The organism is Streptomonospora sediminis, assembly GCF_054778995.1.
Genome location: NZ_BAAGYZ010000117.1, coordinates 1 through 24,220, shown reverse-complemented (window position 1 = coordinate 24,220; position 24,220 = coordinate 1). Strand labels below are relative to the sequence as shown.

Annotated in this window: 21 protein-coding genes and 1 pseudogene; 19 read left to right on the top strand and 3 right to left on the bottom strand. The window is 70.4% G+C overall.

Annotated features, from left to right (window positions below; genetic code table 11):
* Nucleotides 1-33 precede the first annotated feature (33 nt).
* Nucleotides 34-825 carry an ABC transporter ATP-binding protein gene (locus tag ACYVD5_RS23305; protein ID WP_461003296.1) on the top strand — a complete coding sequence of 264 codons (792 nt, stop codon included), beginning with the start codon at nucleotides 34-36 and terminating at the stop codon, nucleotides 823-825.
* A 93-nt stretch (nucleotides 826-918) separates the two neighbouring features.
* Here the strand turns inward: ACYVD5_RS23305 and ACYVD5_RS23300 are convergent, their stop codons facing one another.
* Entirely contained in the window at nucleotides 919-2,160 is a 1,242-nt protein-coding gene (locus ACYVD5_RS23300) for an ABC transporter substrate-binding protein (protein ID WP_461003262.1), read from the bottom strand.
* Between the two features lie 459 nt (nucleotides 2,161-2,619).
* Nucleotides 2,620-3,036, bottom strand: coding sequence for a hotdog fold thioesterase (locus tag ACYVD5_RS23295; RefSeq protein ID WP_461003261.1), 417 nt, complete (start codon nucleotides 3,034-3,036; stop codon nucleotides 2,620-2,622).
* 244 nt (nucleotides 3,037-3,280) lie between these two features.
* On the opposite strand from ACYVD5_RS23295, the gene polA reads away from it, so the two are divergent.
* The 5 genes from polA (at nucleotide 3,281) to coaE (ending at nucleotide 9,810) form a co-directional block, all read left to right on the top strand.
* Nucleotides 3,281-6,052, top strand: coding sequence for a DNA polymerase I (gene polA / locus ACYVD5_RS23290; protein WP_461003260.1), 2,772 nt, complete (start codon nucleotides 3,281-3,283; stop codon nucleotides 6,050-6,052).
* A 133-nt stretch (nucleotides 6,053-6,185) separates the two neighbouring features.
* Nucleotides 6,186-6,635 carry an alternative ribosome rescue aminoacyl-tRNA hydrolase ArfB gene (arfB, locus tag ACYVD5_RS23285; RefSeq protein WP_461003259.1) on the top strand — a complete coding sequence of 150 codons (450 nt, stop codon included), beginning with the start codon at nucleotides 6,186-6,188 and terminating at the stop codon, nucleotides 6,633-6,635.
* Nucleotides 6,636-7,069: 434 nt separating this feature from the next.
* Nucleotides 7,070-8,575: a 30S ribosomal protein S1 gene (rpsA, locus tag ACYVD5_RS23280; RefSeq protein ID WP_461003258.1), complete on the top strand. Its 1,506-nt coding sequence runs from the start codon at nucleotides 7,070-7,072 to the stop codon at nucleotides 8,573-8,575.
* Between the two features lie 115 nt (nucleotides 8,576-8,690).
* Nucleotides 8,691-9,206, top strand: coding sequence for a GNAT family N-acetyltransferase (locus ACYVD5_RS23275; RefSeq protein ID WP_461003257.1), 516 nt, complete (start codon nucleotides 8,691-8,693; stop codon nucleotides 9,204-9,206).
* A gap of 10 nt (nucleotides 9,207-9,216) precedes the next feature.
* Nucleotides 9,217-9,810, top strand: a complete 594-nt coding sequence (coaE, locus tag ACYVD5_RS23270; protein WP_461003256.1) for a dephospho-CoA kinase — start codon at nucleotides 9,217-9,219, stop codon at nucleotides 9,808-9,810.
* A gap of 30 nt (nucleotides 9,811-9,840) precedes the next feature.
* On the opposite strand, the gene ACYVD5_RS23265 is transcribed toward coaE, so the two are convergent.
* Nucleotides 9,841-10,809 carry an AraC family transcriptional regulator gene (locus tag ACYVD5_RS23265; RefSeq protein ID WP_461003255.1) on the bottom strand — a complete coding sequence of 323 codons (969 nt, stop codon included), beginning with the start codon at nucleotides 10,807-10,809 and terminating at the stop codon, nucleotides 9,841-9,843.
* A gap of 228 nt (nucleotides 10,810-11,037) precedes the next feature.
* On the opposite strand from ACYVD5_RS23265, the gene ACYVD5_RS23260 reads away from it, so the two are divergent.
* From ACYVD5_RS23260 to ACYVD5_RS23200, 13 genes and pseudogenes are all read left to right on the top strand, one after another.
* Nucleotides 11,038-11,295, top strand: a complete 258-nt coding sequence (locus ACYVD5_RS23260; protein WP_461003254.1) for a type II toxin-antitoxin system Phd/YefM family antitoxin — start codon at nucleotides 11,038-11,040, stop codon at nucleotides 11,293-11,295.
* On the top strand, nucleotides 11,280-11,678 hold the full coding sequence (locus ACYVD5_RS23255; RefSeq protein WP_461003253.1) for a type II toxin-antitoxin system VapC family toxin: 399 nt from the start codon (nucleotides 11,280-11,282) through the stop codon (nucleotides 11,676-11,678). Before ACYVD5_RS23260 ends, ACYVD5_RS23255 begins: the two co-directional genes overlap by 16 nt.
* 186 nt (nucleotides 11,679-11,864) lie before the next feature.
* A complete protein-coding gene (uvrB, locus tag ACYVD5_RS23250; protein ID WP_461003252.1) occupies nucleotides 11,865-13,970 on the top strand; it encodes an excinuclease ABC subunit UvrB in 2,106 nt (701 codons plus the stop codon).
* A gap of 481 nt (nucleotides 13,971-14,451) precedes the next feature.
* On the top strand, nucleotides 14,452-15,447 hold the full coding sequence (locus ACYVD5_RS23245; protein WP_461003251.1) for a GNAT family N-acetyltransferase: 996 nt from the start codon (nucleotides 14,452-14,454) through the stop codon (nucleotides 15,445-15,447).
* A gap of 304 nt (nucleotides 15,448-15,751) precedes the next feature.
* Nucleotides 15,752-16,663 carry a hydroxymethylglutaryl-CoA lyase gene (locus tag ACYVD5_RS23240; protein WP_461003250.1) on the top strand — a complete coding sequence of 304 codons (912 nt, stop codon included), beginning with the start codon at nucleotides 15,752-15,754 and terminating at the stop codon, nucleotides 16,661-16,663.
* 516 nt (nucleotides 16,664-17,179) lie between these two features.
* Nucleotides 17,180-18,910 (top strand): CTP synthase, encoded by a 1,731-nt coding sequence (locus ACYVD5_RS23235; protein WP_461003249.1) that lies wholly within the window; start codon nucleotides 17,180-17,182, stop codon nucleotides 18,908-18,910.
* Nucleotides 18,907-19,575 carry an NUDIX domain-containing protein gene (locus ACYVD5_RS23230; RefSeq protein ID WP_461003248.1) on the top strand — a complete coding sequence of 223 codons (669 nt, stop codon included), beginning with the start codon at nucleotides 18,907-18,909 and terminating at the stop codon, nucleotides 19,573-19,575. The genes ACYVD5_RS23235 and ACYVD5_RS23230 overlap by 4 nt, the downstream gene beginning before the upstream one ends.
* A gap of 315 nt (nucleotides 19,576-19,890) precedes the next feature.
* The gene (locus ACYVD5_RS23225) at nucleotides 19,891-20,952 is read left to right on the top strand and encodes a site-specific tyrosine recombinase XerD (protein ID WP_461003295.1); all 1,062 of its coding nucleotides are present in this window, start codon (nucleotides 19,891-19,893) and stop codon (nucleotides 20,950-20,952) included.
* Nucleotides 20,953-21,169: 217 nt separating this feature from the next.
* On the top strand, nucleotides 21,170-22,129 hold the full coding sequence (locus ACYVD5_RS23220; RefSeq protein WP_461003247.1) for a ParA family protein: 960 nt from the start codon (nucleotides 21,170-21,172) through the stop codon (nucleotides 22,127-22,129).
* Nucleotides 22,102-22,530: a hypothetical protein gene (locus ACYVD5_RS23215; RefSeq protein WP_461003246.1), complete on the top strand. Its 429-nt coding sequence runs from the start codon at nucleotides 22,102-22,104 to the stop codon at nucleotides 22,528-22,530. The genes ACYVD5_RS23220 and ACYVD5_RS23215 overlap by 28 nt, the downstream gene beginning before the upstream one ends.
* A gap of 63 nt (nucleotides 22,531-22,593) precedes the next feature.
* On the top strand, nucleotides 22,594-23,418 hold the full coding sequence (locus tag ACYVD5_RS23210; RefSeq protein WP_461003245.1) for a segregation and condensation protein A: 825 nt from the start codon (nucleotides 22,594-22,596) through the stop codon (nucleotides 23,416-23,418).
* A gap of 86 nt (nucleotides 23,419-23,504) precedes the next feature.
* The gene (gene scpB, locus ACYVD5_RS23205) at nucleotides 23,505-24,047 is read left to right on the top strand and encodes an SMC-Scp complex subunit ScpB (protein WP_461003294.1); all 543 of its coding nucleotides are present in this window, start codon (nucleotides 23,505-23,507) and stop codon (nucleotides 24,045-24,047) included.
* Nucleotides 24,031-24,220 (top strand): annotated as a pseudogene (locus ACYVD5_RS23200) (pseudouridine synthase); the annotation flags it as partial. The gene scpB and the pseudogene ACYVD5_RS23200, both read left to right, overlap by 17 nt.

The following is a 24,220-nucleotide window of genomic DNA, read 5'->3' as shown; positions in this document are numbered from 1 at the left end:
GACCACCCGCCCGAGACCCGGCAGGACGCGAGCCTGCTCCAAGAGCACCGCGAGGAGGTGCTCGAACACGCCGGCCCGGCGCAGGGCGTGGGGGACCACTCCGCCTACCTGCTGGTCGCCGACGATGTCCAGGCCGGCTACGTGCCCGGCGTCAACGTCCTCGACGGCTGCACGCTGACCCTGCGCGAGGGCGAGGTCGTGGGCATCATCGGCCCCAACGGCGCCGGCAAGTCCACCCTGATCAAGACGGTCTTCGGGCTGCTTCCGGTGCGCGGGGGCACGATCACCCTGCGCGGTGAGACCATCGTCGGCCGCAGCGCCCACCAGCTCGTCTCCAGCGGTGTGGGCTACGTGCCCCAGACCCAGAACGTCTTCCCCAGCCTGACGGTCGAGGAGAACCTGGAGATGGGCGTGTTCCTGCGCCCGAAGACCTTCCAACGGCGCCTCGCCACCGTGGCCGAGCTCTTCCCGCTGCTGGGGCAGCGCCGCCGGCAGAAGGCGGGCGCGCTGTCGGGCGGTGAACGCCAGATGGTGGCCATGGGGCGCGCGCTGATGATGGAACCCTCGGTCCTGCTGCTGGACGAGCCCACGGCCGGCCTGTCGCCGATGTTCCAGGACGATGTCTTCCACCGCGTCCGCGAGATCAACGCCACCGGCGTCTCGGTGATCATGGTCGAGCAGAACGCGCGCCGCTGCCTGCAGGTCTGCGACCGCGGCTACGTGCTCGACCAGGGGCGCAACGCCTACACCGGCACCGGGCAGGAGCTGCTGGACGACCCCAACGTCATCGAGCTGTACCTGGGCACCTTGGCAAAGGCGGGGTAGCCGCGGCGGCCCCGGATCGGCCGGTCCGGGGCCGACCGGCAACAAAAAGGGGGGCGGTGCCCGGCGGCACCGCCCCCCTGCTGCGTCTACCGCCTACTCCTCGGAGTCGACGGTGATCTCGTCCTGCTTGCTGTGCGCACCCTCATCGTCGAAGCCGTAGATCTGGAAGGTGGCCGAGGTGACGTTGCCGTCCTCGTCGAAGTTGATGGGGCCGCTGACACCCTGGTAGTCGATGTCCTCGCCCTCACCGATCAGGTCGCGGCACTCCTCGAACGTGGAGCACTCGGTGCCGCCCTTGGAGACCGCGCCCATCTCCTCGACGAAGACCGTGGGGTCGGTGCTCTCGGCCTGCTCGGCGGCCAGCGCGGTGGTGATGGCGCAGTCGTAGACCTGGCCGGAGAACTGGAGCACCTCCAGTTCCTTGTCGAAGGACGTCAGCCCGTCGATGAACTCCTGCTGGCCGTTGTCGGGCGCGGTGCCCTGGAACCCGGAGACGGTGCTGGGGTCCTCGGCGTCGACCTTCTCGGCCAGGGTCTCGTCGTTCAGACCGTCGGTGCCGTACATCTGGTCGGCGCCGACGCCCGACTCGATCAGCCCGGTGATGATCTGCACGCCCTCCTCGAAGGCGACCATCACCACCGCGTCGGCGTCGGCGTCGGCGACGTCGCTGACGACCGAGTCGAAGTTGGCGGTGTTGGGGTCGTAGCCCTCGTTGTAGGCGACCTCGATGCCGTTCTGCTGGAGCGCGTCGGCCGTCGCGTTGGCCAGGCCCTCGCCGTAGTCGTCGGCGCGGTAGGTGATCGCGACGCTCTGGTGGCCGTCGGAGGCGATCTTCTGCGCGAGGACCGGGCCCTGCATCAGGTCGCTGGGCGCGGTACGCCAGTAGTAACCGGTCTCGTCCTCGGCGGCCAGGCCGGGCGCCGTGTTGGAGCCCGAGCACTGCACGACCTCGGCGCCGGTCACGGTGTCCATGATCGCCTGTGTCATGCCCGAGGCGGCCGCGCCCAGGACGATGTCGGCGTCCTGGTCGACCAGGCGCTTGGCGGCGTCGTTGGCCTGGGCCGCGTCGTTGGCCTCGTCGCCGCTCAGGATGTCGGGCACTTCGGTGCCCATGACACCGCCCGCGTCGTTGATCTCCGACAGCGCGTACTTGGCCGCGCTGATCTGCGGGGGACCGAGGTGGGAGAGGTCGCCCGTCTCGGGGAAGACGTATCCGTACTGGAGCGGTTCACCGCCTCCGCCGCCCTCGGCTCCGCCTCCGCCGCCGCAGGCGGTCAGCCCAAGGGTGAGGGCCGCGGCCGCCGCGGTGAGGCTGAGGGCCTTCTTGCTTGGCATCGAGGTCTCTCCGTTCAACCGGCTGGGTAGCGCTAGGGGGACTGGCGCCCCTGGCCGCGGCGAGGGTGATCGCACTTAACCATGGGCGTTAGCGGAGCTTAATCCCAACTGTTCACCTTCCGGTAGATGGGATCTCATGTCGGTGCTGAGTTGATTCATGCCGTTATCTCGCTGTAGTCGTTTCTTGAGGAGAAATGGGCTGTTCAGGGCAAAATTCCATGTTTTGCCACGTCTTGCGGTGCAATGATCACGTACTGTGATCGAGCCGGGTGTGCCGGTGCGCGGGGTCGGGCAGGGCGCGGCGGGTACGCGGCCATGGGCCACCGCGCGGTTGCGGGCAGGCCCGGCGGTCGGAGCGCACCGTGCCGGCCGGCGAACCGCACGGCGCATCCGCGGTGGCGCAGCGGGGTGCGGCGGGGTGCGGCGGCCCGGGGGTGGCCCGGCCGCCGCACCCGCCGCTCAGGCGTCGCGCACGATGCAGGTCAGCCGCGAGGTGCACACCCGGCGCCCCTGGTCGTCGGAGATGACGATGTCCCAGGTGGCCAGCGTGCGCCCGAGGTGAACCGGGGTCGCTACGCCGGTGATGCCGCCCGCGGTCGCGCTGCGGTGGTGGGTCGCGTTGATCTCGATGCCCATCGCGATCCGGCCCTCGCCCGCGTGGATCATGGAGCCGACCGAGCCCAGGGTCTCGGCCAGCACGCACGACGCACCGCCGTGCAGCAGACCGTAGGGCTGGGTGTTGCCCTCGACCGGCATCCGCCCGACCACACGCTCGGCCGATGCCTCCAGCACCTCCAGGCCGAGGCGTTCACCGAGGTTCCCGCCCATGTTGCGCCCGCCCATGATCTCGGCGAGCCGGTCCGCGTCGATCGACATGCTCTGTTCCGCCTCCCATGTGGAGCAGGGAACGGCCCGCCGGCCGCCCCGCAGGAGGCGCCGGGCGCTCCCGCACCCCTGCCGTACTTGCTGCATGCTGGTTGCCCGCCGGCGCCGTATTCCGCCGGCCGCGGACCGCCGCCCGGTCCCGAACGGCCCTGAACAGCGCCGAACAGCGCCGGCCCGCAGGTCCGTCTGAATGGCGCAACGCGCAAATGTCCGCACGGCATCCTAGGATTTGCCTGTGGCGACGACACAGCAGACCCCCGGACAGAACGGCACGTCCACGGCGCAGGAGCGCCCGCCCGAGTGCGGGCGGCTGCTGCTGCTCGACGGCCACTCCATGGCCTTCCGCGCGTTCTACGCGCTGCCGGCCGACAAGTTCACCACCAGCACGGGCCAGTCGACCAACGCCATCTACGGCTTTGCGTCGATGCTGATCAAGCTGCTGCGCGACGAACAACCCACCCACATCGCGGTCACCTGGGACCTCTCCGGCCCCACGTTCCGGCACGAGGCCTACACCGATTACAAGGCCGGCCGCATGGAGACCCCGCCCGAGTTCCCCTCGCAGGTGGAGTTCGTCCAGGAACTACTCAAAATGGTGGGCATCACCAGCGTCTCCGCCCCCGGCTTCGAGGCCGACGACGTCATCGCCACCCTCACCGCCCGGGGGCGCGAGGAGGGCATGGAGATCCTCATCGCATCGGGCGACCGCGATGCCTTCCAACTGGTCGACGCCGCCTGCACGGTGCTCTACCCGGGCAAGAGCATCTCCGAGCTCACGCGCATGACCCCCGAGGCCGTCGAAACGAAGTACGGCGTTCCGCCCGAGCGCTACCGCGACCTCGCGGCCCTCGTCGGTGAGAAAGCCGACAACCTGCCCGGTGTTCCCGGCGTCGGGCCCAAGACCGCCGCCAAGTGGATCAACAAGTACGGATCCCTCGACGACCTGGTCGCCCACGCCGACGAGGTCACCGGCAAGGCAGGGCAAAGCTTCCGCGACCACCTCGACCAGGTCCTGCGCAACCAACAGCTCAACCGCCTCGACCCCGACATCGAACTCGAGGCCGCCGTCGGCGAACTCACCCGCGGCCAGGCCGACCACTCCGCGGTGCACTCGCTGTTCGACAACCTGGAGTTCGCCTCCTCCCTGCGCGACCGCCTCTTCGCCGTGCTCGGCGAAACCGGCGGCACCGCGCCCGAGACCCCTGCCGAAACCTTCACCGTCGACCTCACCACGCCCGCGCCCGGCCAACTGGGCGAATGGCTGCAGGCCCACGCCCGCGACGCCTCCCGCTGCGGGCTGGCGCTGTCGGGCACTTGGGGCGCCGGCACCGGCCGGATCACCGGGCTGGCCATCGCCGCCGACACCGGCGCCGCGCTCTTCGCCGATCCGGCCCAACTCGGGGCCGGCGACGAATCCGCCCTCGCCTCCTGGCTGGCCGATCCCCAGTACCCCAAGGCGCTGCACGACGCCAAGGGGCCGCTGCTGGCGCTGTGGGCGCACGGCTTCGAGCTCCGCGGGCTCACCAGCGACACCGCGCTGGCCGCCTACATCGTGCAGCCCGGCGGCCGCAAGTTCGAGCTCGCCGACCTGTGCCGCCGGTTCCTCAACCGCGAGCTCGGCGAATCCCAGCCCGACTCCGGCCAGCTCGCGCTCGACATCGGCGGCGACGGCACCGGCGACCCCGACCCCCGCGCCGCCGAGCGCCTGGAACTGGCCACCCACGCCCGCGCCACCCTCGACCTCGCCGCAGGGCTCGACCTCGATCTCGGCAAGCGCGGCGGTGCCGACCTGCTCAGCAACCTCGAACTCCCGCTCCTGGGCGTCCTGGCCCGCATGGAACGCACCGGCATCGCCGCCGACCGCGCCTACCTCGACTCCCTCGACCAGGAGTTCGCCGCGGCCGTGCGCCAGGCCGTCGACGAAGCCCACCGGGTCGTGGGCCGCGAATTCAACCTCGGCTCGCCCAAGCAGCTCCAGCAGATCCTCTTCGACGAACTCGACCTGCCCAAGACCAAGAAGATCAAGACCGGCTACACCACCGACGCCGACGCGCTGGCGTGGCTGGCCGAGCGCACCGACAACGAACTGCCGGTCATCCTGCTGCGCCACCGCGACCAGACGCGGCTGCGCACCACGGTCGAGGGCCTGATCAAGACCATCTCCGACGACGGCCGCATCCACACCACCTACAACCAGACCGTGGCCGCCACCGGCCGGCTCAGCTCGATCGAACCCAACCTGCAGAACATCCCGGTGCGCACCGAGGCCGGCCGGCGCATCCGGCGCGCCTTCATGGTCGGCGACGACTACGCCGACCTGCTCACCGCCGACTACAGCCAGATCGAGCTGCGCATCATGGCCCACCTCTCCGAGGACACGGCGCTCATCGAGGCGTTCCAGACCGGCCGCGATTTCCACAACGAGATCGCCGCCCGGGTCTTCGGTATCCCGATCGACCAGGTCGACAGCGAGATCCGCGCCCGCATCAAGGCGATGAACTACGGCCTGGCCTACGGGCTCAGCGAGTTCGGTCTCTCCCAGCAGCTGGGCATCGCGCCCAAGGAGGCCAAGGCCCTGATGGACGACTACTTCGTCCAGTTCGGCGGCGTCCGCGACTACCTGCACGCCGTCGTCGACCGCGCGCGCCGCGAGGGCTACACCGAGACCATGCTGGGCCGGCGCCGCTACCTGCCCGACCTCACCAGCGACAACCGCCAGCGCCGCGACATGGCCGAGCGCATGGCGCTGAACGCGCCGATCCAGGGTTCGGCGGCCGACATCATCAAGGTTGCCATGCTCGACGTCGAATCCGGGCTGCGCGAGGGCGGATACCGGTCGCGGATGCTGCTGCAGGTCCACGACGAACTCGTGCTGGAGGTCGCCGACGGCGAACTCGACAGTGTGCGGAAACTGGTGTCGGAAAAAATGGCCGGCGCCTATGATCTGCAGGTGCCGCTCGCCGTATCGGTGGGTGTGGGCCGCACTTGGCACGAGGCCGCGCACTAGGGTCCTGCCGGCGCACCGCAGTGATCATGCAGGAACGCCCGAATGTGGAAGCCGAGACGGGTATTCCGCATGGCCATCGCCGGCCTGGCCGAACCGCGGGCCGAAAACATCGCTTGACGAGGAGGCGACCACCATGCCGGCACCCGCGCGCGGCCCCGGCGGCCCGCGGCGCGAGGAACCGCGGGTCGAGCTGCGCGACAACGAGCTCCAGTGGCGGTTCTCGCGGTCGGGCGGGCCCGGCGGGCAGCACGCCAACACCGCCGACACCCGGGTATCGCTGTCGCTGGATGTGGCCGCCACCGAGTCGCTCACCGGCGAGCAGCGCGAACGCGCGCTGCGCCGGCTCGCCGGGCGGCTGGCCGGAACCGTGCTGACCATCACGGTCGAGGACCACCGGTCCCAGCTGCGCAACCGCGAACTCGCCCGCGAACGGCTCGCCGCGCTGCTGTCAGCGGCCATCGCCCCGGGGCCCCGGTCGCGGCGGGCCACCCGGCCCACCCGCGGCTCCACCGAGCGCAGGATCGCCGCGAAGAAACGCCGATCGCAGGTCAAACGGATGCGCGGCCGCGGCGGCGAAGACTGACAACCGGATGAGCATGCGCCGCCGCGCCTTTCCGCCATCGGACAAAGCGGCGGTGCGGCCGGATTCGGCCACTGCCCGCCGGCCGGACTGACCAGCCCGGAGCCCTCCCGCGGTTGTGTCCACAACCCGCACACGACCGGCGTGCCGCGGCGCTTGCGATTGACCTGGCGCCCCGCGTCTCATATTGTGGCGAGAGCGTTGTGGACTTGCGTGCGCAACTCGACTCTCCCAGATCGTGCCGGTGTGACTGCCAGATCGCATACTCGACTCGACCCCTGGGGATATCGGGGGCGCAGCGGCGGTCGGCACCCTGGGATTCGCGGAGCGATCCGGGCCATGGCTCGGGTACGGAAGTCGTCTCGACGGTGGCGGATGCCGCGTGAATCCGCGGCGCACCTATTCTGCCAATGTCCGTATCCGGAGTCCACCCACACATGACGAGCAGCACCGAGGTAACCTCGACACCCCAGGTAGCGGTCAATGACATCGGGTCCGAGGAAGCCTTCCTCGCGGCGATCGACGAGACCATCAAGTACTTCAACGACGGTGACATTGTCGAAGGCACCATCGTGAAGGTCGATCGAGACGAGGTCTTGCTCGACATCGGTTACAAAACCGAGGGTGTTATCCCGTCCCGGGAACTGTCGATCAAGCACGACGTCGACCCAGGCGAGGTCGTGACCGTCGGCGACCACGTCGAGGCCCTCGTCCTCCAGAAGGAGGACAAGGAAGGCCGCCTCATCCTGTCCAAGAAGCGCGCGCAGTACGAGCGCGCCTGGGGCACGATCGAGAAGATCAAGGAAGAGGACGGCGTCGTCACCGGCACGGTGATCGAGGTCGTCAAGGGCGGTCTGATCCTCGACATCGGACTCCGCGGCTTCCTGCCGGCCTCGCTCGTTGAGATGCGCCGAGTGCGCGATCTGCAGCCCTACGTGGGCCGCGAGCTCGAGGCCAAGATCATCGAGCTCGACAAGAACCGCAACAACGTCGTGCTCTCGCGGCGCGCCTGGCTGGAGCAGACCCAGTCCGAGGTCCGCCAAACGTTCCTCAACACCCTGCAGAAGGGCCAGATCCGCAAGGGCGTCGTGTCCTCCATCGTCAACTTCGGCGCGTTCGTCGACCTTGGCGGCGTCGACGGCCTGGTGCACGTTTCGGAACTGTCCTGGAAGCACATCGACCACCCCAGCGAGGTCGTCGAGGTCGGTCAAGAGGTCACCGTCGAGGTTCTCGACGTCGACATGGAGCGCGAGCGCGTCTCGCTCTCCCTCAAGGCCACCCAGGAAGACCCCTGGCAGCAGTTCGCCCGCACGCACCAGATCGGCCAGGTCGTTCCCGGCAAGGTCACGAAGCTGGTTCCGTTCGGTGCGTTCGTCCGGGTCGAAGAGGGCATCGAGGGTCTGGTGCACATCTCCGAGCTGGCCGAGCGCCACGTGGAGATCCCCGAGCAGGTCGTCCAGGTCGGCACCGAGATCTTCGTCAAGATCATCGACATCGATCTCGACCGCCGCCGCATCAGCCTCTCGCTGAAGCAGGCCAACGAGAGCGTGTCGCCGGACCAGGTCGACTTCGACCCCACGCTCTACGGCATGGCGGCCGACTACGACGAGCAGGGCAACTACAAGTACCCCGAGGGCTTCGACCCCGAAAGCGGCGAATGGCTCGACGGGTACGAGGCCCAGCGCGACGAGTGGGAGCGCCAGTACGCGCTGGCCCAGTCCCGCTTCGAGGCGCACCGCAAGCAGGTCGAAGAGGCCCAGGCCGCTGAGGCTCAGGCCGAGGCCGAGCCGCAGCAGCCCGAGGGCGAGCCCGCCGCACCGGCGGCTCCGGCTCAGGCCGCACCCAGTGGCGGCGGCGAGCCCGCCGACACCGGTGGCGCTCTGGCCTCCGACGAGGCACTGGCTGCGCTGCGCGAGAAGCTCGCCGGAGGCTCCGAGGGCTAGTCCAGCCCGCCGCACCATCGGCACGCGAATCGCCAAGGGCCGCTCCCGCAACCGGGGGCGGCCCTTCGCTATGATCCCGGTGGCTTCGATTGGCGAACCACTGACGGGAGCAGCGATGCCCACGCCGCCCGACCCGATCATCGGCACCGCAGCGCCCGAGGACGCCGGCGAGATCTGGACTCTCCAGCGGGCCGCGTTCGTCGACGAAGCACAGCTCTACGGCGACCCGTTCATCCTGCCGCTGGCCGAAACCCTGGACAACGTCCGCCGCGGCATCGCCGCCGGCGGCCACGCGCTCAAGGCCGTGCAGGGCACGCGCATCGTCGGCGCCGTACGCGGCCGCGCTGAAGGCGGCGCAGCACTGGTCAACCGGCTGTGCGTGGCACCCGACCAGCGCCGCCGGGGAGTCGGCCGGTCGCTGCTGAGTGCGCTGGAGGAGCAACTGGCCGCCGCCCACCCGGACGTCACCGCGTTCACCGTCTCCGCCGGGCAGCAGAACGAAGCCGGCCTGCGGCTGTGCCGCCGGCTGGGCTACGCCGAAACCCACCGCGAACGCATGGACGACCACCTGGCGCTGGTCCACCTGCGCAAAACGGTCCCCGGCCGCACGCCCGGGCCCGCGGCGGTCTAGAGTCGCCGACATGCTGCGAGTGGGACTCACCGGAGGGATCGGATCCGGCAAGAGCGCGGTGGCCGAGCGGCTGGCGGCCCACGGCGCGCTGGTCGTCGACGCCGACCAGATCGCCCGCGAGGTCGTCGAGCCGGGAACGTCCGGGTTGGCGGAGATCGTCGCGGAGTTCGGCCCGGAGATACTGACCGGCGACGGGCGGCTGAACCGCCCGCGGTTGGGCCAGATCGTGTTCTCCGATTCCGCCCGCCTGGCCAAGCTCAACGCGATCGTGCACCCGCGGGTAGGCGCGCGCACCGAGGAGCTGATGGCTCAGGCATCCGCCGACGCGGTGGTGGTCTACGACGTCCCGCTGCTGGTCGAGAACGACCTCGGGAGCCTCTACGACCTGGTCGTGGTGGTCGACGTGCCGGTGGAGGAGCAGGTGGCCCGCGTGGCGAGCAACCGCGGCATGGACGAGGACCAGATCCGCGCCCGGATCAACGCCCAGGCCACCCGCGAACAGCGCCGCACCGCCGCCGACATCGTCATCGACAACTCCGGCACACCGGCGGACCTGGACCGCAAGGCCGCCGAGCTGTGGGAGCAACTGCGCGAACGCGCCTGAGGGCGGTGCCCGCCCGCCGAGTGCCCGGAGTCAGACCTGCACCGGATCGGCCACCGGCTCGTCGGCGGCGCGGACCTGCGGTTCCTCGCGGATCCGGTGCCGGTAGCGCAGCGGGGATTCGCCCACCTGCCGTTTGAACGCGGTGCTGAACGCGCTCTCCGACCCGTAGCCGAGTTCGGCCGCCAGCGCCCCGATGCGGACGTTGCCGTCGCGCAGCGCCTTCTGGGCCAGCATCATCCGCCAGTGGTTCAGATAGGTCAGCGGCGGTACGCCCGCGGTGTCGCGAAAGCCCTCGGCAAAGGACGTCCGCGACATCGACGAGGCGCGCGCCAGTTCCGCCAGGCCCCAGGTTTTGCCGGGTTCGGCGTGCATGAGACGCAGCGCCGGCCGGAACCGTTCGTCGGTCAGCACCCGCAGCCACCCCGGGGGCAGTTCGGCCTGGTCGACGTAGGCGCGCAGCACCTCCAGCAGCAGGAGCTGGCCGTACTGCCGGATCGCGAACGCGGACCCCATCCGGTCGCCGACGACCTCGTTGAACAGGAGGTCGAGACTGGCGCCCAGGTTGTTCGGCGTACCGGCCGACGCCCGGACGTGCCCCACCGGCGGCAGCGCCTTCAGCAGCAGCGCCCGTCCGGCGGGATTGAGGTCGACCCGCCCGCCGATGACGACGTCGTCGGTGCTGTTGCCGGTATGGATGCGGTCGGCGGCGGCGGGCTCATCCTCAGGCAGGATCTCGCGGCGCGGCCCATCGCCTTCGCCGCCCTCAAGCTCCAGCCATGACCGGCGGTTCAAGATGGCCACATCACCCGCCGCAAGCCCGATCGGCCGGTCGATCCCATCAGTATCCAACCGCACCCGCCCGCGCACCACCGCCAGCAACTTCATCGGAGTATCCATCTGCCCGCGCGTAACCCACCGCCCCGACAGCGCGAACGCCCCCGTGATCATCCCGTGCACTTCAACAAGGTCGAACACTTCGGAAAGTTGATCACTGGCCATGCCCGTACTATAGAGCAGAAAAACCCGAAGCCCAATTATCCAGCGTGCGGCCCCGTTGAAGAAGCGTGTGGTGCGAGGTCGGTGGTGGGCCCTGATTTCCGGGTTCCGGGGCCGTGAGCGGCAGCGATCATGCGGTTATGCCGGGATCCGGCGCCGGATCCCGGCATAACCGCATGATCGCCGGGATCACTCCGTGTCAGGGGTCTGATTATCAGATACCGTGTGGGCATGCGAACTATGACGGCGACGGAGGCTTCTCGGAACTTCTCCGATTTGCTTGACGCCATAGAGCACGGCGAGACCGTGACCATCACCCGCGGGCGCCACCCCGTAGCAGAGATCAGACCTGCGTCCCGCAGGACGGGAGCCGACCTACGTGAGGCACTAGCCGATATCCCACCGCCGGATGCCCGCTTCGTCGAAGATGTTGCCGGCGCGCTTTCCTTGGTTACGGATGAGGGGAGCGACCCATGGGCCGACGATTGATCCTGGATACCAATGTCCTCATCGCCTACGAGCGGGGCACAATGGACAGGTCGTCGCTGGACCGCGACGAACTTGCCATCGCGGCGGTCACCGTCGCCGAGTACCGGGTGGGCATTGAGTGCGCGGACACGGCGGCACGCGCCGCCGAACGCGCCCGGGCTCTCGCTGCGATCACCTCGGTCGTTGAGGTGCTCGACTACACGGATGCGACAGCAGCACACCACGCAGCGTTGCTTGCGCACATCCGTCGTAACGGCACTCCGCGCGGAGCGCACGACCTGATCATCGGGGCACATGCCGTCGAAACCGGGCGGACGGTCATCAGCCGCGACGCCAAGGCGCGGTTTGCGGACCTTCCCGGAATCCGGGCTGCGGATAACTGATCTGCCGGTAAGCCGCTGAACTTTGCCGCGGCGCCTGTGCGGGGGCAGCGGACCGGACGCCTTGCGCCACCGTTGGCTGCGGGCGCCCCCGGCCCGTTGACCTCGGAATCTGCTGCCGCCAGGATGCGTTGTCACCGGCGGGTTATAGCGTGGAGGCAAAGTGGGAACCGAGGGGAGTTGGGCTACGTGCGGCCGGTAACCGATATTCAGCGTAAGAAGGTGCCGTTCGAGGTGGTCTCGGACATGACCCCTGCGGGCGACCAGCCTTCGGCGATCGCCGAGCTCGGGCGGCGGGTGAACGCCGGGAACCGCGATACCGTGCTGCTGGGTGCCACCGGTACCGGTAAGACCGCCACCGTGGCCTGGATGGTCGAGCAGCTGCAGCGGCCCACTCTGGTGATGCAGCCCAACAAGACCCTTGCCGCGCAGTTCGCCAACGAGCTGCGCGAGATGCTGCCCAACAACGCGGTCGAGTACTTCGTCTCCTACTACGACTACTACCAGCCCGAGGCCTACGTCCCGCAGACCGATACCTATATCGAGAAGGACTCCTCGATCAACGACGAGGTCGAGCGGCTGCGGCACTCGGCCACCAACTCGCTGCTCACCCGGCGCGACACCATCGTGGTGTCCTCGGTCTCCTGCATCTACGGCCTGGGCACCCCCCAGGAGTACGTCGACCGCATGGCCGAGCTTGCGGTCGGCATGGAGGTCGACCGCGACGACCTGCTGCGCAAGCTGGTCGGCATGCAGTACACCCGCAACGACATGGCCTTCACCCGCGGCACCTTCCGCGTGCGCGGCGACACCATCGAGATCATCCCGGTCTACGAAGAGCTGGCCATCCGCATCGAGATGTTCGGCGATGAGATCGAGCGGCTGCTGACCCTGCACCCCCTCACCGGCGAGGTCCTGGGCGAGGACGAGCGCATGTACCTCTTCCCCGCCTCGCATTACGTTGCCGGGCCCGAGCGCATGGAGCGCGCCATCGGGGCCATCGAGGCCGAGCTGGCCGAGCGGCTCACCGAGATGGAGGACCAGGGCAAGCTGCTGGAGGCCCAGCGGTTGCGCATGCGCACCACCTACGACCTGGAGATGCTGCGCCAGGTGGGCAGCTGCTCGGGCATTGAGAACTACTCGCGCCACTTCGACGGACGCGAGCCCGGCAGCGCCCCCAACACGCTGCTCGACTACTTCCCCGAGGACTTCCTGCTGGTGGTCGACGAATCCCACGTCACCGTGCCGCAGGTCGGCGGCATGTTCGAGGGCGACGCCTCCCGCAAGCGCACCCTGGTCGACCACGGTTTCCGGCTGCCTTCGGCGCTCGACAACCGCCCGCTGAAGTGGGAGGAGTTCACCGAGCGGATCGGCCAGTCGGTCTACCTGTCGGCCACGCCCGGCCCCTACGAACTGCGGCAGAGCGGCGGCGACGTCGTCGAGCAGGTCATCCGCCCCACCGGCCTGGTCGACCCCGAGGTGGTGGTCAAGCCCACCGACGGCCAGATCGACGACCTCGTGCACGAGATCCGCGAGCGCGCCGCGCGCCAGGAGCGGGTGCTGGTCACCACGCTGACCAAGAAGATGGCCGAGGATCTCACCGACTACTTCGCCGAACTCGACATCCGCGTCCGCTACCTGCACAGCGAGGTCGACACGCTGCGCCGGGTGGAGCTGCTGCGCGAGCTGCGGGTGGGCGAGTTCGACGTGCTGGTGGGCATCAACCTGCTGCGCGAGGGGCTCGACCTGCCCGAGGTCTCGCTGGTGGCCATCCTCGACGCCGACAAGGAGGGGTTCCTGCGCTCCTCCAGCGCGCTGATCCAGACCATCGGGCGCGCGGCGCGCAACGTGGCCGGCCAGGTGCACATGTACGCCGACAACGTCACCGACTCCATGCGCAACGCCTTGGACGAGACCGACCGGCGCCGCGCAAAGCAGCTCGCCTACAACAAGGAGCACGGCATCGACCCGCAGCCGCTGCGGAAGAAGATCGCCGACATCCTCGACTCGCTGGCGCGCGAGGACGTCGACACCGAGGAGCTGATCGGCTCGGGTTACCGGCAGGGCGCCCAGACCAAGGCGCCGGTGCCCAACCTCTCCAACGCCGGGCCCGAGCGCTCCAAGGACATCTCGACCATGCCGCGCACCGACCTGGCCCAGCTCATCGACCAGCTCAACGAGCAGATGCACCAGGCTGCCACCGACCTGCAGTTCGAGCTTGCCGCGCGGCTGCGCGACGAGATCAAGGACCTCAAGCGCGAGCTGCGCGGCATGGACGCCGCCGGGGTGAGCTGAGCCCCGTTCCGGTGGGGACCCCCGCCGCCGCCCGCAGGGCGCACGTGTGCCTGCACGCGCCCTGTGCGGCGCTCCGGGGGCCGGATACCCGGGAGCGCTCCGCCTTGCGAGTGTCGGCCCGCTGACGGCTGCATGTGCCGCCTGCATGTGCGGACGGTGGTTGCACGCCGGTGGTTCCGGACCGCGACCGGTGTATCGCCACATGTCAGCGCCGTGGCCGGTCCCCGCCGAGCCCATACGCCGTCACAGCGGGCGAATCGGCTACGGTTGGACGTACCGGACTTTGCTGCCGTGAAATTGCATAGCGACAATTTTAAAACGATCCTGGAAATCTCGCCGCAATCGCAGGCGAAGCGATCTCCGAAGCGCTACGGTCTTTGTGTCCGTGTTGCGACGTTACGTGACCATGGATCGGCTCCAGACTAAGCCGCGCCGGCGAGCCGAGGGCGGGTGAGCGGTAGCGCGCGGCCAGGGAGGTGGGATGGGCGGTTATGTCGCCCGGGTGCGCAACGATGAGCTGCCCGGAAGTAGTGCCGAGTTCGACCTGCTCGTTGACTCGGTGGCCACGCGCTGGCGAGAAGTCGACCATCTGCTGCCGGCGCCAACGCGCCCGCGCAAGGGCGCCTATCCGCTGCTGACGGTCACCGACGAGGCCGACCGTCCCGTTGCCGCGGGCACCATGCGGTACTCCTGGCAGCAGCCCGGCGAGATCGGCCGCACCTGGGGCGTTCCCGATCAGCACTGGCTCACACCCGTTGTGGGCGGGCCCGACCCCGGCCGCGCGCTGGACTCGCTGCTGTCGAGTTGGCGCGAACAGCTGCAGCAGCTGCCCACGGGCACCGGCTCGGAGTCGGCCGCCCAGTTGACCTGGCCCGCCCGCGATGTCGCGGGCGTGCCCGCGCTGCAGGCGCACGGCCTGCAGCCCTACAGCGTGCTGGCCGCGCGTGAGCGGCGCAGGGGGGTGCCCCCCTCTCTGCCGCCGCGCGACGTGGCCATCCGGCTGGCCGACTCCCAGGACCTCACCCAGATCGTCGGGTTGCTGATGGAGGAGCACCGCTACGAGGAGTTCTTCGGCGGCGTGTTCATCCAGCCCGAGACCGCCGAGCAGACCCGCCGCGTTGCCGCGCGCGCTCTGAGCCGGTGGCCGTCGTGGGTGTGGCTCGCCGAGCGGCGCGGCCGCCCGGTCGGTCTGGTGTGGGTCTCACCGCCCGACCGCGCCCGCTGGGCCGCCCCGCTGGTGCGGTCGGCACCCGCCGCCCACATCGGCTACGGCGTGGTCGCCGAGGAAGAGCGCGGGCGCGGAATCGGCACGGCCCTGGTCGGCGAGGCCCACCAGGCCCTCGACGCGTACAACGTGCAGGTGACCCTGCTCAACTACGCCATGATGAACCCGCTCTCCGGGCCGTTCTGGAGCCGCATGGGCTACCGGCCGGTCTGGACGACCTGGGAGGTACGGCCTTCGCTGGCCCTGCGCTGAGCCGGGCCCGCCCGGACCATCGGGCCGGGGCGGCCGCAGCGGGGCAAGGTCTCCGGTATGGGACCGGACCGGTGCGGCGGCGGGGGTGGGATGATCCCCTTCCCGCCGCCGCACCGGCCCGCCGGCCGCTTGGGGCCGCTCCGGGGCGCGTAGCGGCACCGCTGGGGATAGTGGACAAGGAGCGGGCGGAGTAGCGTCGGCCCGCCTCGTGGGAACGCAAGGCCAACGGCTTGCCCGGTTCGCAAGCCGCGGCACCGGCGGAGCAGCCGCCGGTCGGCAGTCGGTACAGACGGGAAGATGTGCAATGGCCCCGCAGCAGGTGGAGATCGTCGAGGTCGGACCGCGCGACGGGCTGCAGAACGAGCAGACGCCGCTGTCGGTGGCCCAGAAGGTGGAACTGGTCGAACGGCTTGTGGGCGCCGGTGCCCGCAGGATCGAGGCCGTCAGCTTCGTCAACCCGCGGCGGGTGCCGCAGATGGCCGGCGCCGAGGAGGTCATGGCCCGGGTGCCGCGCCGGGACGGCGTGGTCTACATCGGCCTGGTGCTCAACCGCCGCGGCCTGGACCGCGCCCTGGCGGCGGGGGTCGACGAGGTCAATGTCGCCATTCCCGCCACCGACGGGTTCTGCGAGCGCAACCAGGGCTGTTCGGTCGCCGAGATGAACGACGTGTTCGCCGGTATCGCCGCGGCTGCGGCCGGCGCCGGGGTGCCCATCAGCGCCACCGTCTCGACCGCCTTCGGCTGCCCCTTCGACGGTGAGACCGACCCCGACCGGGTGGTCGACGTGGCCCGGCGCGCAGCCGCCGCGGGCGCCGGCGAGATCGCGCTGGCCGACACCATCGGCGTGGGCGTGCCCCACCAGGTGGCCGACCTGGTCGAGCGGGTCCGCGGGGTCGTCGGCGGCGCCAGGCTGCGCTGCCACTTCCACAACACCCGCAACTCCGGCTACGCCAACGCCCACACCGCCGTCGAGCACGGTGTCACCGTTCTCGACGCCAGTGTCGGCGGGTTCGGCGGCTGCCCTTTCGCCCCCGGTGCGACAGGCAACATCGCCACCGAGGACCTGGTCTTCCAGCTCGGCCGCAGCGGTGTGGCGACCGGTATCGACACCACCGAGACCGCCCGCACGGGCATGTGGCTGGGCGGGGTGCTGGGCACTCCGCCAACGGCCCTGCTGGGCCGCGCGGGCGGGTTTCCGGCCGGCGGCGACGGCTGACCGGGCACCGGAACCGCCTGTGGGCCGGAATTACCCGCCGGAACCGCCGGCACCGCCGCCGCAAGCAACCGAATCAACCGAATCAACCGCAACCACCGATGGCCGGCACCGCCGGCAGTTGGAACCGTCCGCCGCGGGTAGCGGCCCAGCGCCGGCCCGCTTCGGCGCCGCGTTCGCCCGGCGGGGACCGGGCGGCGGTTCCGGCCGGTTTCGGCGGTATCCGCAGTGCCCGCGGGCACAGCCGGCGACCCCGGCCCAGGGCCCGGATGATCCGTATACGGCGGGGTTCCCGGCGCCGGCGCGGTCGGCCGCGAGCAGGTCGGGGCCGGTCAGTGCCGGGCCCGCCCGGCCCGTTCGGGGCGCGGGCGTACCGGGGCGGGTGCCCGGCGCTGTTATTCTGGTGGCCCGTGGCGTCCGAGGTCGCGGATGGGGCATGACCCCTCCGGCGCCGGACACCGCACGGGCCCTTCGAGCCGAACCGGGCGGCCCGTCGCCGTACGACCACGGGAGCAACTTTTGGCAACCGCCGCTAGCACCAAACACCTTTTCGTAACTGGCGGGGTCGCCTCCAGCCTTGGGAAGGGCCTTACCGCGTCCAGTCTCGGCAGGCTGCTGAAATCGCGCGGACTGCGCGTCACCATGCAGAAGCTCGACCCCTATCTCAACGTCGATCCCGGCACGATGAACCCGTTCCAGCACGGCGAGGTGTTCGTGACCGAGGACGGGGCCGAAACCGACCTCGACATCGGCCACTACGAGCGCTTCCTCGACACCGAGCTGTCGGCCTCGGCCAACGTCACCACCGGCCAGGTGTACTCCAGCGTCATCGCCAAGGAGCGCCAAGGCGCCTACCTCGGCGACACCGTGCAGGTCATTCCGCACATCACCAACGAGATCAAGGCGCGCATCTACGCGATGGACGCCGTCGACGTCGACGTGGTCATCACCGAGATCGGCGGGACGGTCGGCGACATCGAGTCCCAGCCGTTCCTTGAGGCCGTGCGCCAGATCCGCCACGAGATCGGCCGCGACAACTGCTTCTTCCTGCACGTTTCGCTGCTGCCGTTCCTGGGCCCCTCGGGCGAGCTGAAAACCAAGCCGACTCAGCACTCGGTTGCCGCGCTGCGCAACATCGGCGTCCAGGCCGACGCGATCGTGTGCCGCTCGGACCGGCCCATCCCGCAGAGCCTGAAGAGCAAGATCAGCCTGATGTGCGACGTCGACGAGGGCGGCGTGGTCTCCACCCCCGACGCCCCCTCGATCTACGACATCCCCAAGGTGCTGCACCGCGAAGGGCTGGACGCCTTTGTGGTGCGCCGCCTGGGCCTGGCCTTCCGCGACGTCGACTGGACCGAGTGGGACAACCTGCTGCGCCGGGTGCACCAGCCCGACCACGAGGTCTCCATCGCGCTGGTCGGCAAGTACATCGACCTGCCCGACGCCTACCTTTCGGTGACCGAGGCCCTGCGCGCCGGAGGTTTCGCCGAGAACACGCGGGTGCACCTGCGCTGGGTGGCCAGCGACGACTGCGACACCCCCGAGGGCGCCGAACGCGAGCTCGGTAGCGCCGACGGTGTACTGATCCCCGGCGGGTTCGGGGTGCGCGGCATCGAGGGCAAGCTCGGAGCCATCCGCTACGCGCGCGAGAACCGGATCCCGCTGCTGGGCATCTGCCTGGGCCTGCAGTGCATGGTGATCGAGTACGCCCGCAACGCCGCCGGCCTCCAGGGCGCCAACAGCGCGGAGTTCGACGACAAGGCCGAGCACCCTGTCATCTCCACCATGGCCGACCAGACCGACGTTGTCGCCGGCGAGCGCGACATGGGCGGCACGATGCGGCTGGGGCGGTACCCGGCCGAGCTGGCCGAGGGCTCCATCGCCCGCGGCCTCTACGGCGGCGAGCGCGCCTCCGAGCGCCACCGGCACCGCTACGAGGTGAGCAACGCCTACCGCGGCCGGCTCGAAGAGGCCGGGATGGTGTTCTCGGGTCTCTCGCCCGACGGCCGGCTGGTGGAGTACGTGGAGCTGCCGCGCGACGCGCACCCGTTCTTCATCGCCACCCAGGCCCACCCCGAGCTGCGCTCCCGGCCCACCCGCGCCAACCCGTTGTTCCGCGGGCTGGTCTCGGCGGCACTGGACCATGCGGCAGGCGTGCGCGCGGCCGAGTCGCCGTCCGGGTCCGCCGCGGCGCCCCAGCCCGCCGACACCCTCGACACCGCCGCCCCCGGCACCGCCGAGCAGGCATGAGCGGGGCGCAGGAGCGGGGCCGGCCCACCCCGTTCTCGACCGATTCCGCCGACACCGCCGACACCCCGGAGAGCCGGCCGGTGGAGCGCAGTGCCGTGGCCTACCGCGGCGCCAAGACCGCGACCCGCGTCGACCACGTGCGCATGCCCGGCGCCGACGGCGACGAGGTGGTGCCGCGCGAGTACCTGGACCATCCGGGCTCGGTGGTGGCGCTCGCCCTGGACGAGCAGGACCGGGTGCTGCTGCTCAGCCAGTACCGCCACCCGGTGGGCCACCGGCTCTGGGAGCTGCCCGCCGGCGTGCGCGACGAGGAGGGCGAACCGCCGCTGGCGACCGCCCAGCGCGAACTGCGCGAGGAGGCGGGTTTCCGCGCCGAGCGCTGGTACGAGCTGGCCGACTTCTTCCCCTCGCCGGGGTTCTCCAGCGAGCGCATCCAGGTGTTCCTCGGGCGCGGGCTGACCCGGCTCGAGGCGGCCGAGGTCGGATTCGACCGCATCCACGAGGAGACCGACATGGTGCTGCGGTGGCTGCCGCTGGAAGAGGCCGCGGCGGCCGTCCTGGCCCAGCGGCTGCACAACGGCGCCGCGGTCATCGGCATCCTGGCCGCGGCCACCGCCGCCCGCGACTCCTTCGCCGGCCTGCGGCCCGCCGGCACCGGCGGCTGAGCAGTCCGGCCCCGGCTACCGCCGCGCCGGCGCGCGCCCGTTTCGGCGGGCGGGCGCCGGCCGGGCGAGGTCGGTGGGGAGCCTGCGGAAATGCCGGTCCCAGCTTTGAAATCCGGGCATTCCTACATGATCACTGCGGTGCGCCGGGGTCGCTCGCCCCCCTTGCCCCCGTTGCTCCGGTTCGCTCCTGACCTGCGGGCCGATTCGGCTTGTGGGTGCCTATCGCCGTGTCGGCCGCAGGATGTCGGCGGTGTGTGGCATCATCGCCGAAAAGACTCCCCAACAGCCCAACCCGAACACGGCGGAAGGCGGGTGATCGCCGCGGTGGCCCCAGACCCCGAGCCCACCGGCGCCCAGCCCGCCCCCGCACTGTGTTCGGCGCTGAGCGGTTACCTGGACCACCTGGCGGTCGAACGCGGCTTGGCGGCCAATACGCTGTCGTCCTACCGCCGCGACCTCCGCCGCTACCTGGACTTCCTGGCCGGGCGCGGGGCCGATTCCCTGGCGGCGGTGGCCGAGTCCGACATCACCGAGTTCCTGCGCCGGCTCCGCGAGGGCGACGACACCCATCCGCCGCTGGGCGGAAACTCGGCGGGCCGCGCGGTGGTCGCGGTACGCGGACTGCACCGGTTCGCGCTGCACGAGGGTTTGGCCCCCACCGACCCTGCCGGCGGGGTCAGGCCGCCCGCGCCGCCGCGCCGCCTGCCCAAGGCGGTCTCGCTGGAGACCATTGAGTCGCTGCTGGGTGCGGTGCCCGCCGAGGGCGATGCCCGCACAGTCCGCGATCGCGCGCTGCTGGAACTGCTCTACGGCACCGGGGCGCGGATCTCCGAGGCGGTGGGCCTGGACGTCGACGACATCACCCGCCTGGCCCCGGAAAACTCCGCCGGCCCCGCCGCCCCCGATGGCACCGCCGCCCCTGCCAGTGCTCCAAACCCGGATCCGTGTGCAGCGGCGGGTGTCACCGCCGTGCGGTTCAGCGGCAAGGGCGGCAAGGAGCGGCTGGTGCCCATCGGGCGGTTCGCCCGCAGCGCGGTCGAGGCCTACCTGGTGCGCGCCCGGCCGGTGCTGGCCGCGGCGGGCCGCGGGGTGCCGGCGCTGTTCCTCAACGCCCGCGGGGGGCGGCTGACCCGCCAGGGCGCCTGGACCGTGCTGCGCGGCGCCGCCGAACGCGCCGGGCTCAACGACATTTCGCCGCACACCCTGCGCCACTCGTTCGCCACCCACCTGCTCGACGGCGGCGCCGACGTGCGGGTGGTGCAGGAACTGCTGGGCCACGCCTCGGTGACCACCACGCAGGTCTACACCATGGTCACGGTCGACCGGCTGCGCGAGGTCTATGCGGCCAGCCACCCGCGGGCCAACGCCGCCCCGTGAGCCCTCGCCGGGGGCGGGTGCGGCCACGGTCGGTACACGTGCGGTAAGACCCGGGTGCGAGGCCGTAGAGTGTCGCGTTGAATGATGGTGCGCGGACGTTCTAGAGTCGCGGCACGACGGTTGGTCGCTGTCGACATATTGAGTTTTTCCGACGGCCGGTGAATCGGCAGGCGCAAAAGCGCCCGGCGGAGGCCGGTCCGTAGGGAGGTCAAGGGTTGTGAGCTGGTCGGAGTACGACGATGCGGCGCCGAAAGGCTCCATCGACGAGAACATGCCGGACTCCCCGGCGAGCAACCCATGGGGGGAAACGCGCAGCACGGGGGCTGAACTGCAAGCGAACAGACCTAAACCGGATCACCCGGTTCCGGAACCGCTCGACACCCACGGTCCGGCACGCATTGTAGCACTGTGTAATCAGAAGGGCGGGGTCGGTAAGACCACCACCACGATCAACCTCGGCGCGGCCATAGCCGAGTTCGGCAGGCGGGTGCTGCTCGTCGACTTCGACCCGCAGGGGGCGCTGTCGGTGGGCCTGGGCCGGCTGGATCCGCGCGAGCTCGAACTCACCGTCTACAACCTGCTCATGCAGCGCGACGTCGGCGTCGAGGATGTCCTACTCAAGACCGACATCGACGGTCTCGACCTGATCCCGAGCAACATCGACCTGTCTGCGGCCGAGGTGCAGCTGGTGGGGGAGGTGGCGCGGGAGCAGATGCTCGCGCGCGCCCTGCGCCCGGTCATCGACGACTACGATGTCGTGCTCATCGACTGCCAGCCCTCGCTGGGGCTGCTCACCGTCAACGCGCTCACCGCCGCCGACGGTGTCGTGGTCCCGCTGGAGTGCGAGTTCTTTGCGCTGCGCGGTGTGGCGCTGCTGATGGACACCATCCAGAAGGTGCAGGAGCGCCTCAACGAGGACCTGGTCATCGACGGGTTCCTGGGCACCATGTACGACCCGCGCACCCTGCACGCCCGCGAGGTGCTGTCCACCATCATCGACGGCTTCGGCGACAAGGTCTACGGCACCGTCATCAACCGCACCATCCGCTTCCCCGACGCCACTGTCGCGGGCGAGCCGATAACGCGGTTCGACTCTGCGTCGGCCGGCGCCAACGCCTACCGAGATCTGGCAAAGGAGGTGCTGGCCCGGTGGCCAAACAGCGGACACGCCGTGTGACGCTGCCAGGGGCCGACGAGCTGTTCTTCCGCTCCGGCGACCCTGAAGAACCCGAGCCTGCACCCCAGTCCGCGCCGGCCGAACAGCCTGCGGCCCAGCAGCAGCCGCCGGCCGCCGAGCACTCGGCGGCGCGCACCGCGGTGACCGCGTGCCCGCCGCGGGCACGCGAACCGCGCCCGCCGCAGCCCAGCGGGCGGCAGCGCCACGACGAGAAGATCACCGTCTACATTTCGGCGCCCGAGCTTCTCGCCCTGGAACAGACCCGGTTGACCCTGCGCGGCGACCACGGGGTGGCCGCCGACCGCGGGCGGATCGTGCGCGAGGCCGTTGCGGTGCTGCTCGCCGACTTCGAGGAGAACGGCGAGTCCAGCATGCTCGTCCAGCGTCTCAACAACTACTGAAGCGCGCACCGCCGCGGCGGTGCCAACCTGGAACGATGATCCGACCCGACCCTGCCCCGCCGTATGGCCGCTGACGACGAAGCCGCCGACGGCGGGTTCCAGGTGCACCTGGACAATTTCGAAGGACCCTTCGACCTGCTGCTGGGGCTCATCTCCAAGCACAAGCTGGATATCACCGAGGTGTCCCTGTCGAAGGTCACCGACGAGTTCATGGCCTATATCCGCGCCCACGGCGACACCTGGGACCTGGACCAGGCCAGCCACTTCCTGCTGGTGGCGGCCACGCTGCTGGATTTGAAGGCGGCGCGGCTGCTGCCGCGGGGCGAGATCGAGGACGAGGCCGACCTCGCGCTGCTCGAAGCGCGCGACCTGCTGTTCGCCCGGCTGCTGCAGTACCGCGCCTACAAGCAGGTCGCCGGCGTACTGGCCGAGCATCTGGCGTCGGCGGGCCGCCGCTTCGCCCGCGCGGTCACGTTGGAGGACCGCTTCGCCGACGCGCGCCCAGACGTGTTCATCAAGCTGGGCCCGCAGGAGTTCGCCGCGCTGGCGGCGCGGGTGTTCACGCCCAAGGAACCCCCCAGCGTTTCGGTCACCCACATCCACCAGACCCGCACCTCGGTGCGCGAGCAGGCCGATGTGGTCGTGCGGGCGCTGCGCGAGCGCGGCACCCTCACCTTCACCGAGCTGACCGCCGACTGCACCGGTACCTTCGAGGTCGTGGCGCGGTTTTTGGCCCTGCTGGAGCTCTACCGCGCCGCCAGCGTCGGTTTCGACCAGCCCGAGCCGCTCGCCGAGCTGACGGTGACCTGGACCGGCAGCGCCGAGGGTGAGATCTCCGTCTCCGACGAGTTCGACCAGGCCAAGCAGCAGACCGAGGAGGGCGCGTGAGCACGGCAGAGCAGCAGGACGGCGCGACCGCCGCGAAACCGCAGGATCCGGCGGCACCGGGCGGGGCCCACCAGCGCGACGCCGACCTGCGGCGCGGCCTGGAAGCGGTGCTCATGGTCGTGGACCAGCCGGTGGCCGAGTTCGACCTGGCCCGCGCTTTCAAGCGTTCGGTCGACGAGATCGCCGCTGTGCTGGCCGAGTTGGCCGGCGAGTACACCGACCAGGACCGCGGTTTCGACCTGCGCCACGTCGCCGAAGGCTGGCGGTTCTACACGCGGCCGGAATGCGCGGAGGTCGTCGAGCATTTCCTTAAAGAGGGCCAAGAGGTCCGCCTGACCCAGGCGGCCTTGGAGACCATGGCCGTGGTGGCCTACCGCCAACCGGTATCGCGCGGCCGGGTCTCTGCCGTGCGCGGTGTCAACTGCGACGGTGTAATGCGTACCCTCGTATTGAGGGGGTTGATCGAGGAAGCCGGGCACGACCCGGAGTCGGGTGCGCACCTGTACCGCACCACCGGATACTTCCTGGAGCGGCTGGGCCTGCGCGACCTGGACGAGCTTCCCGACCTCGCCCCTTTCCTGCCTGACGACATCGAAGGTTTTGACGACACCGGTGAACACACCACGTAAGAATCCCAAGTCCCGCGGTGCGCGGGACGCAGACGACCGCCGCGGCAACAGCGGCCGGTCGGCCCCGCGCGGTGAGCGCGGCGACAATGAACGCCCCGAGCGGGGGCAGCGGCGCGACGGCGGCCCGGCGTCCGAGGGCGCCGGTGGCGGCGGGCCGGCCCGCGGCGGCCGGG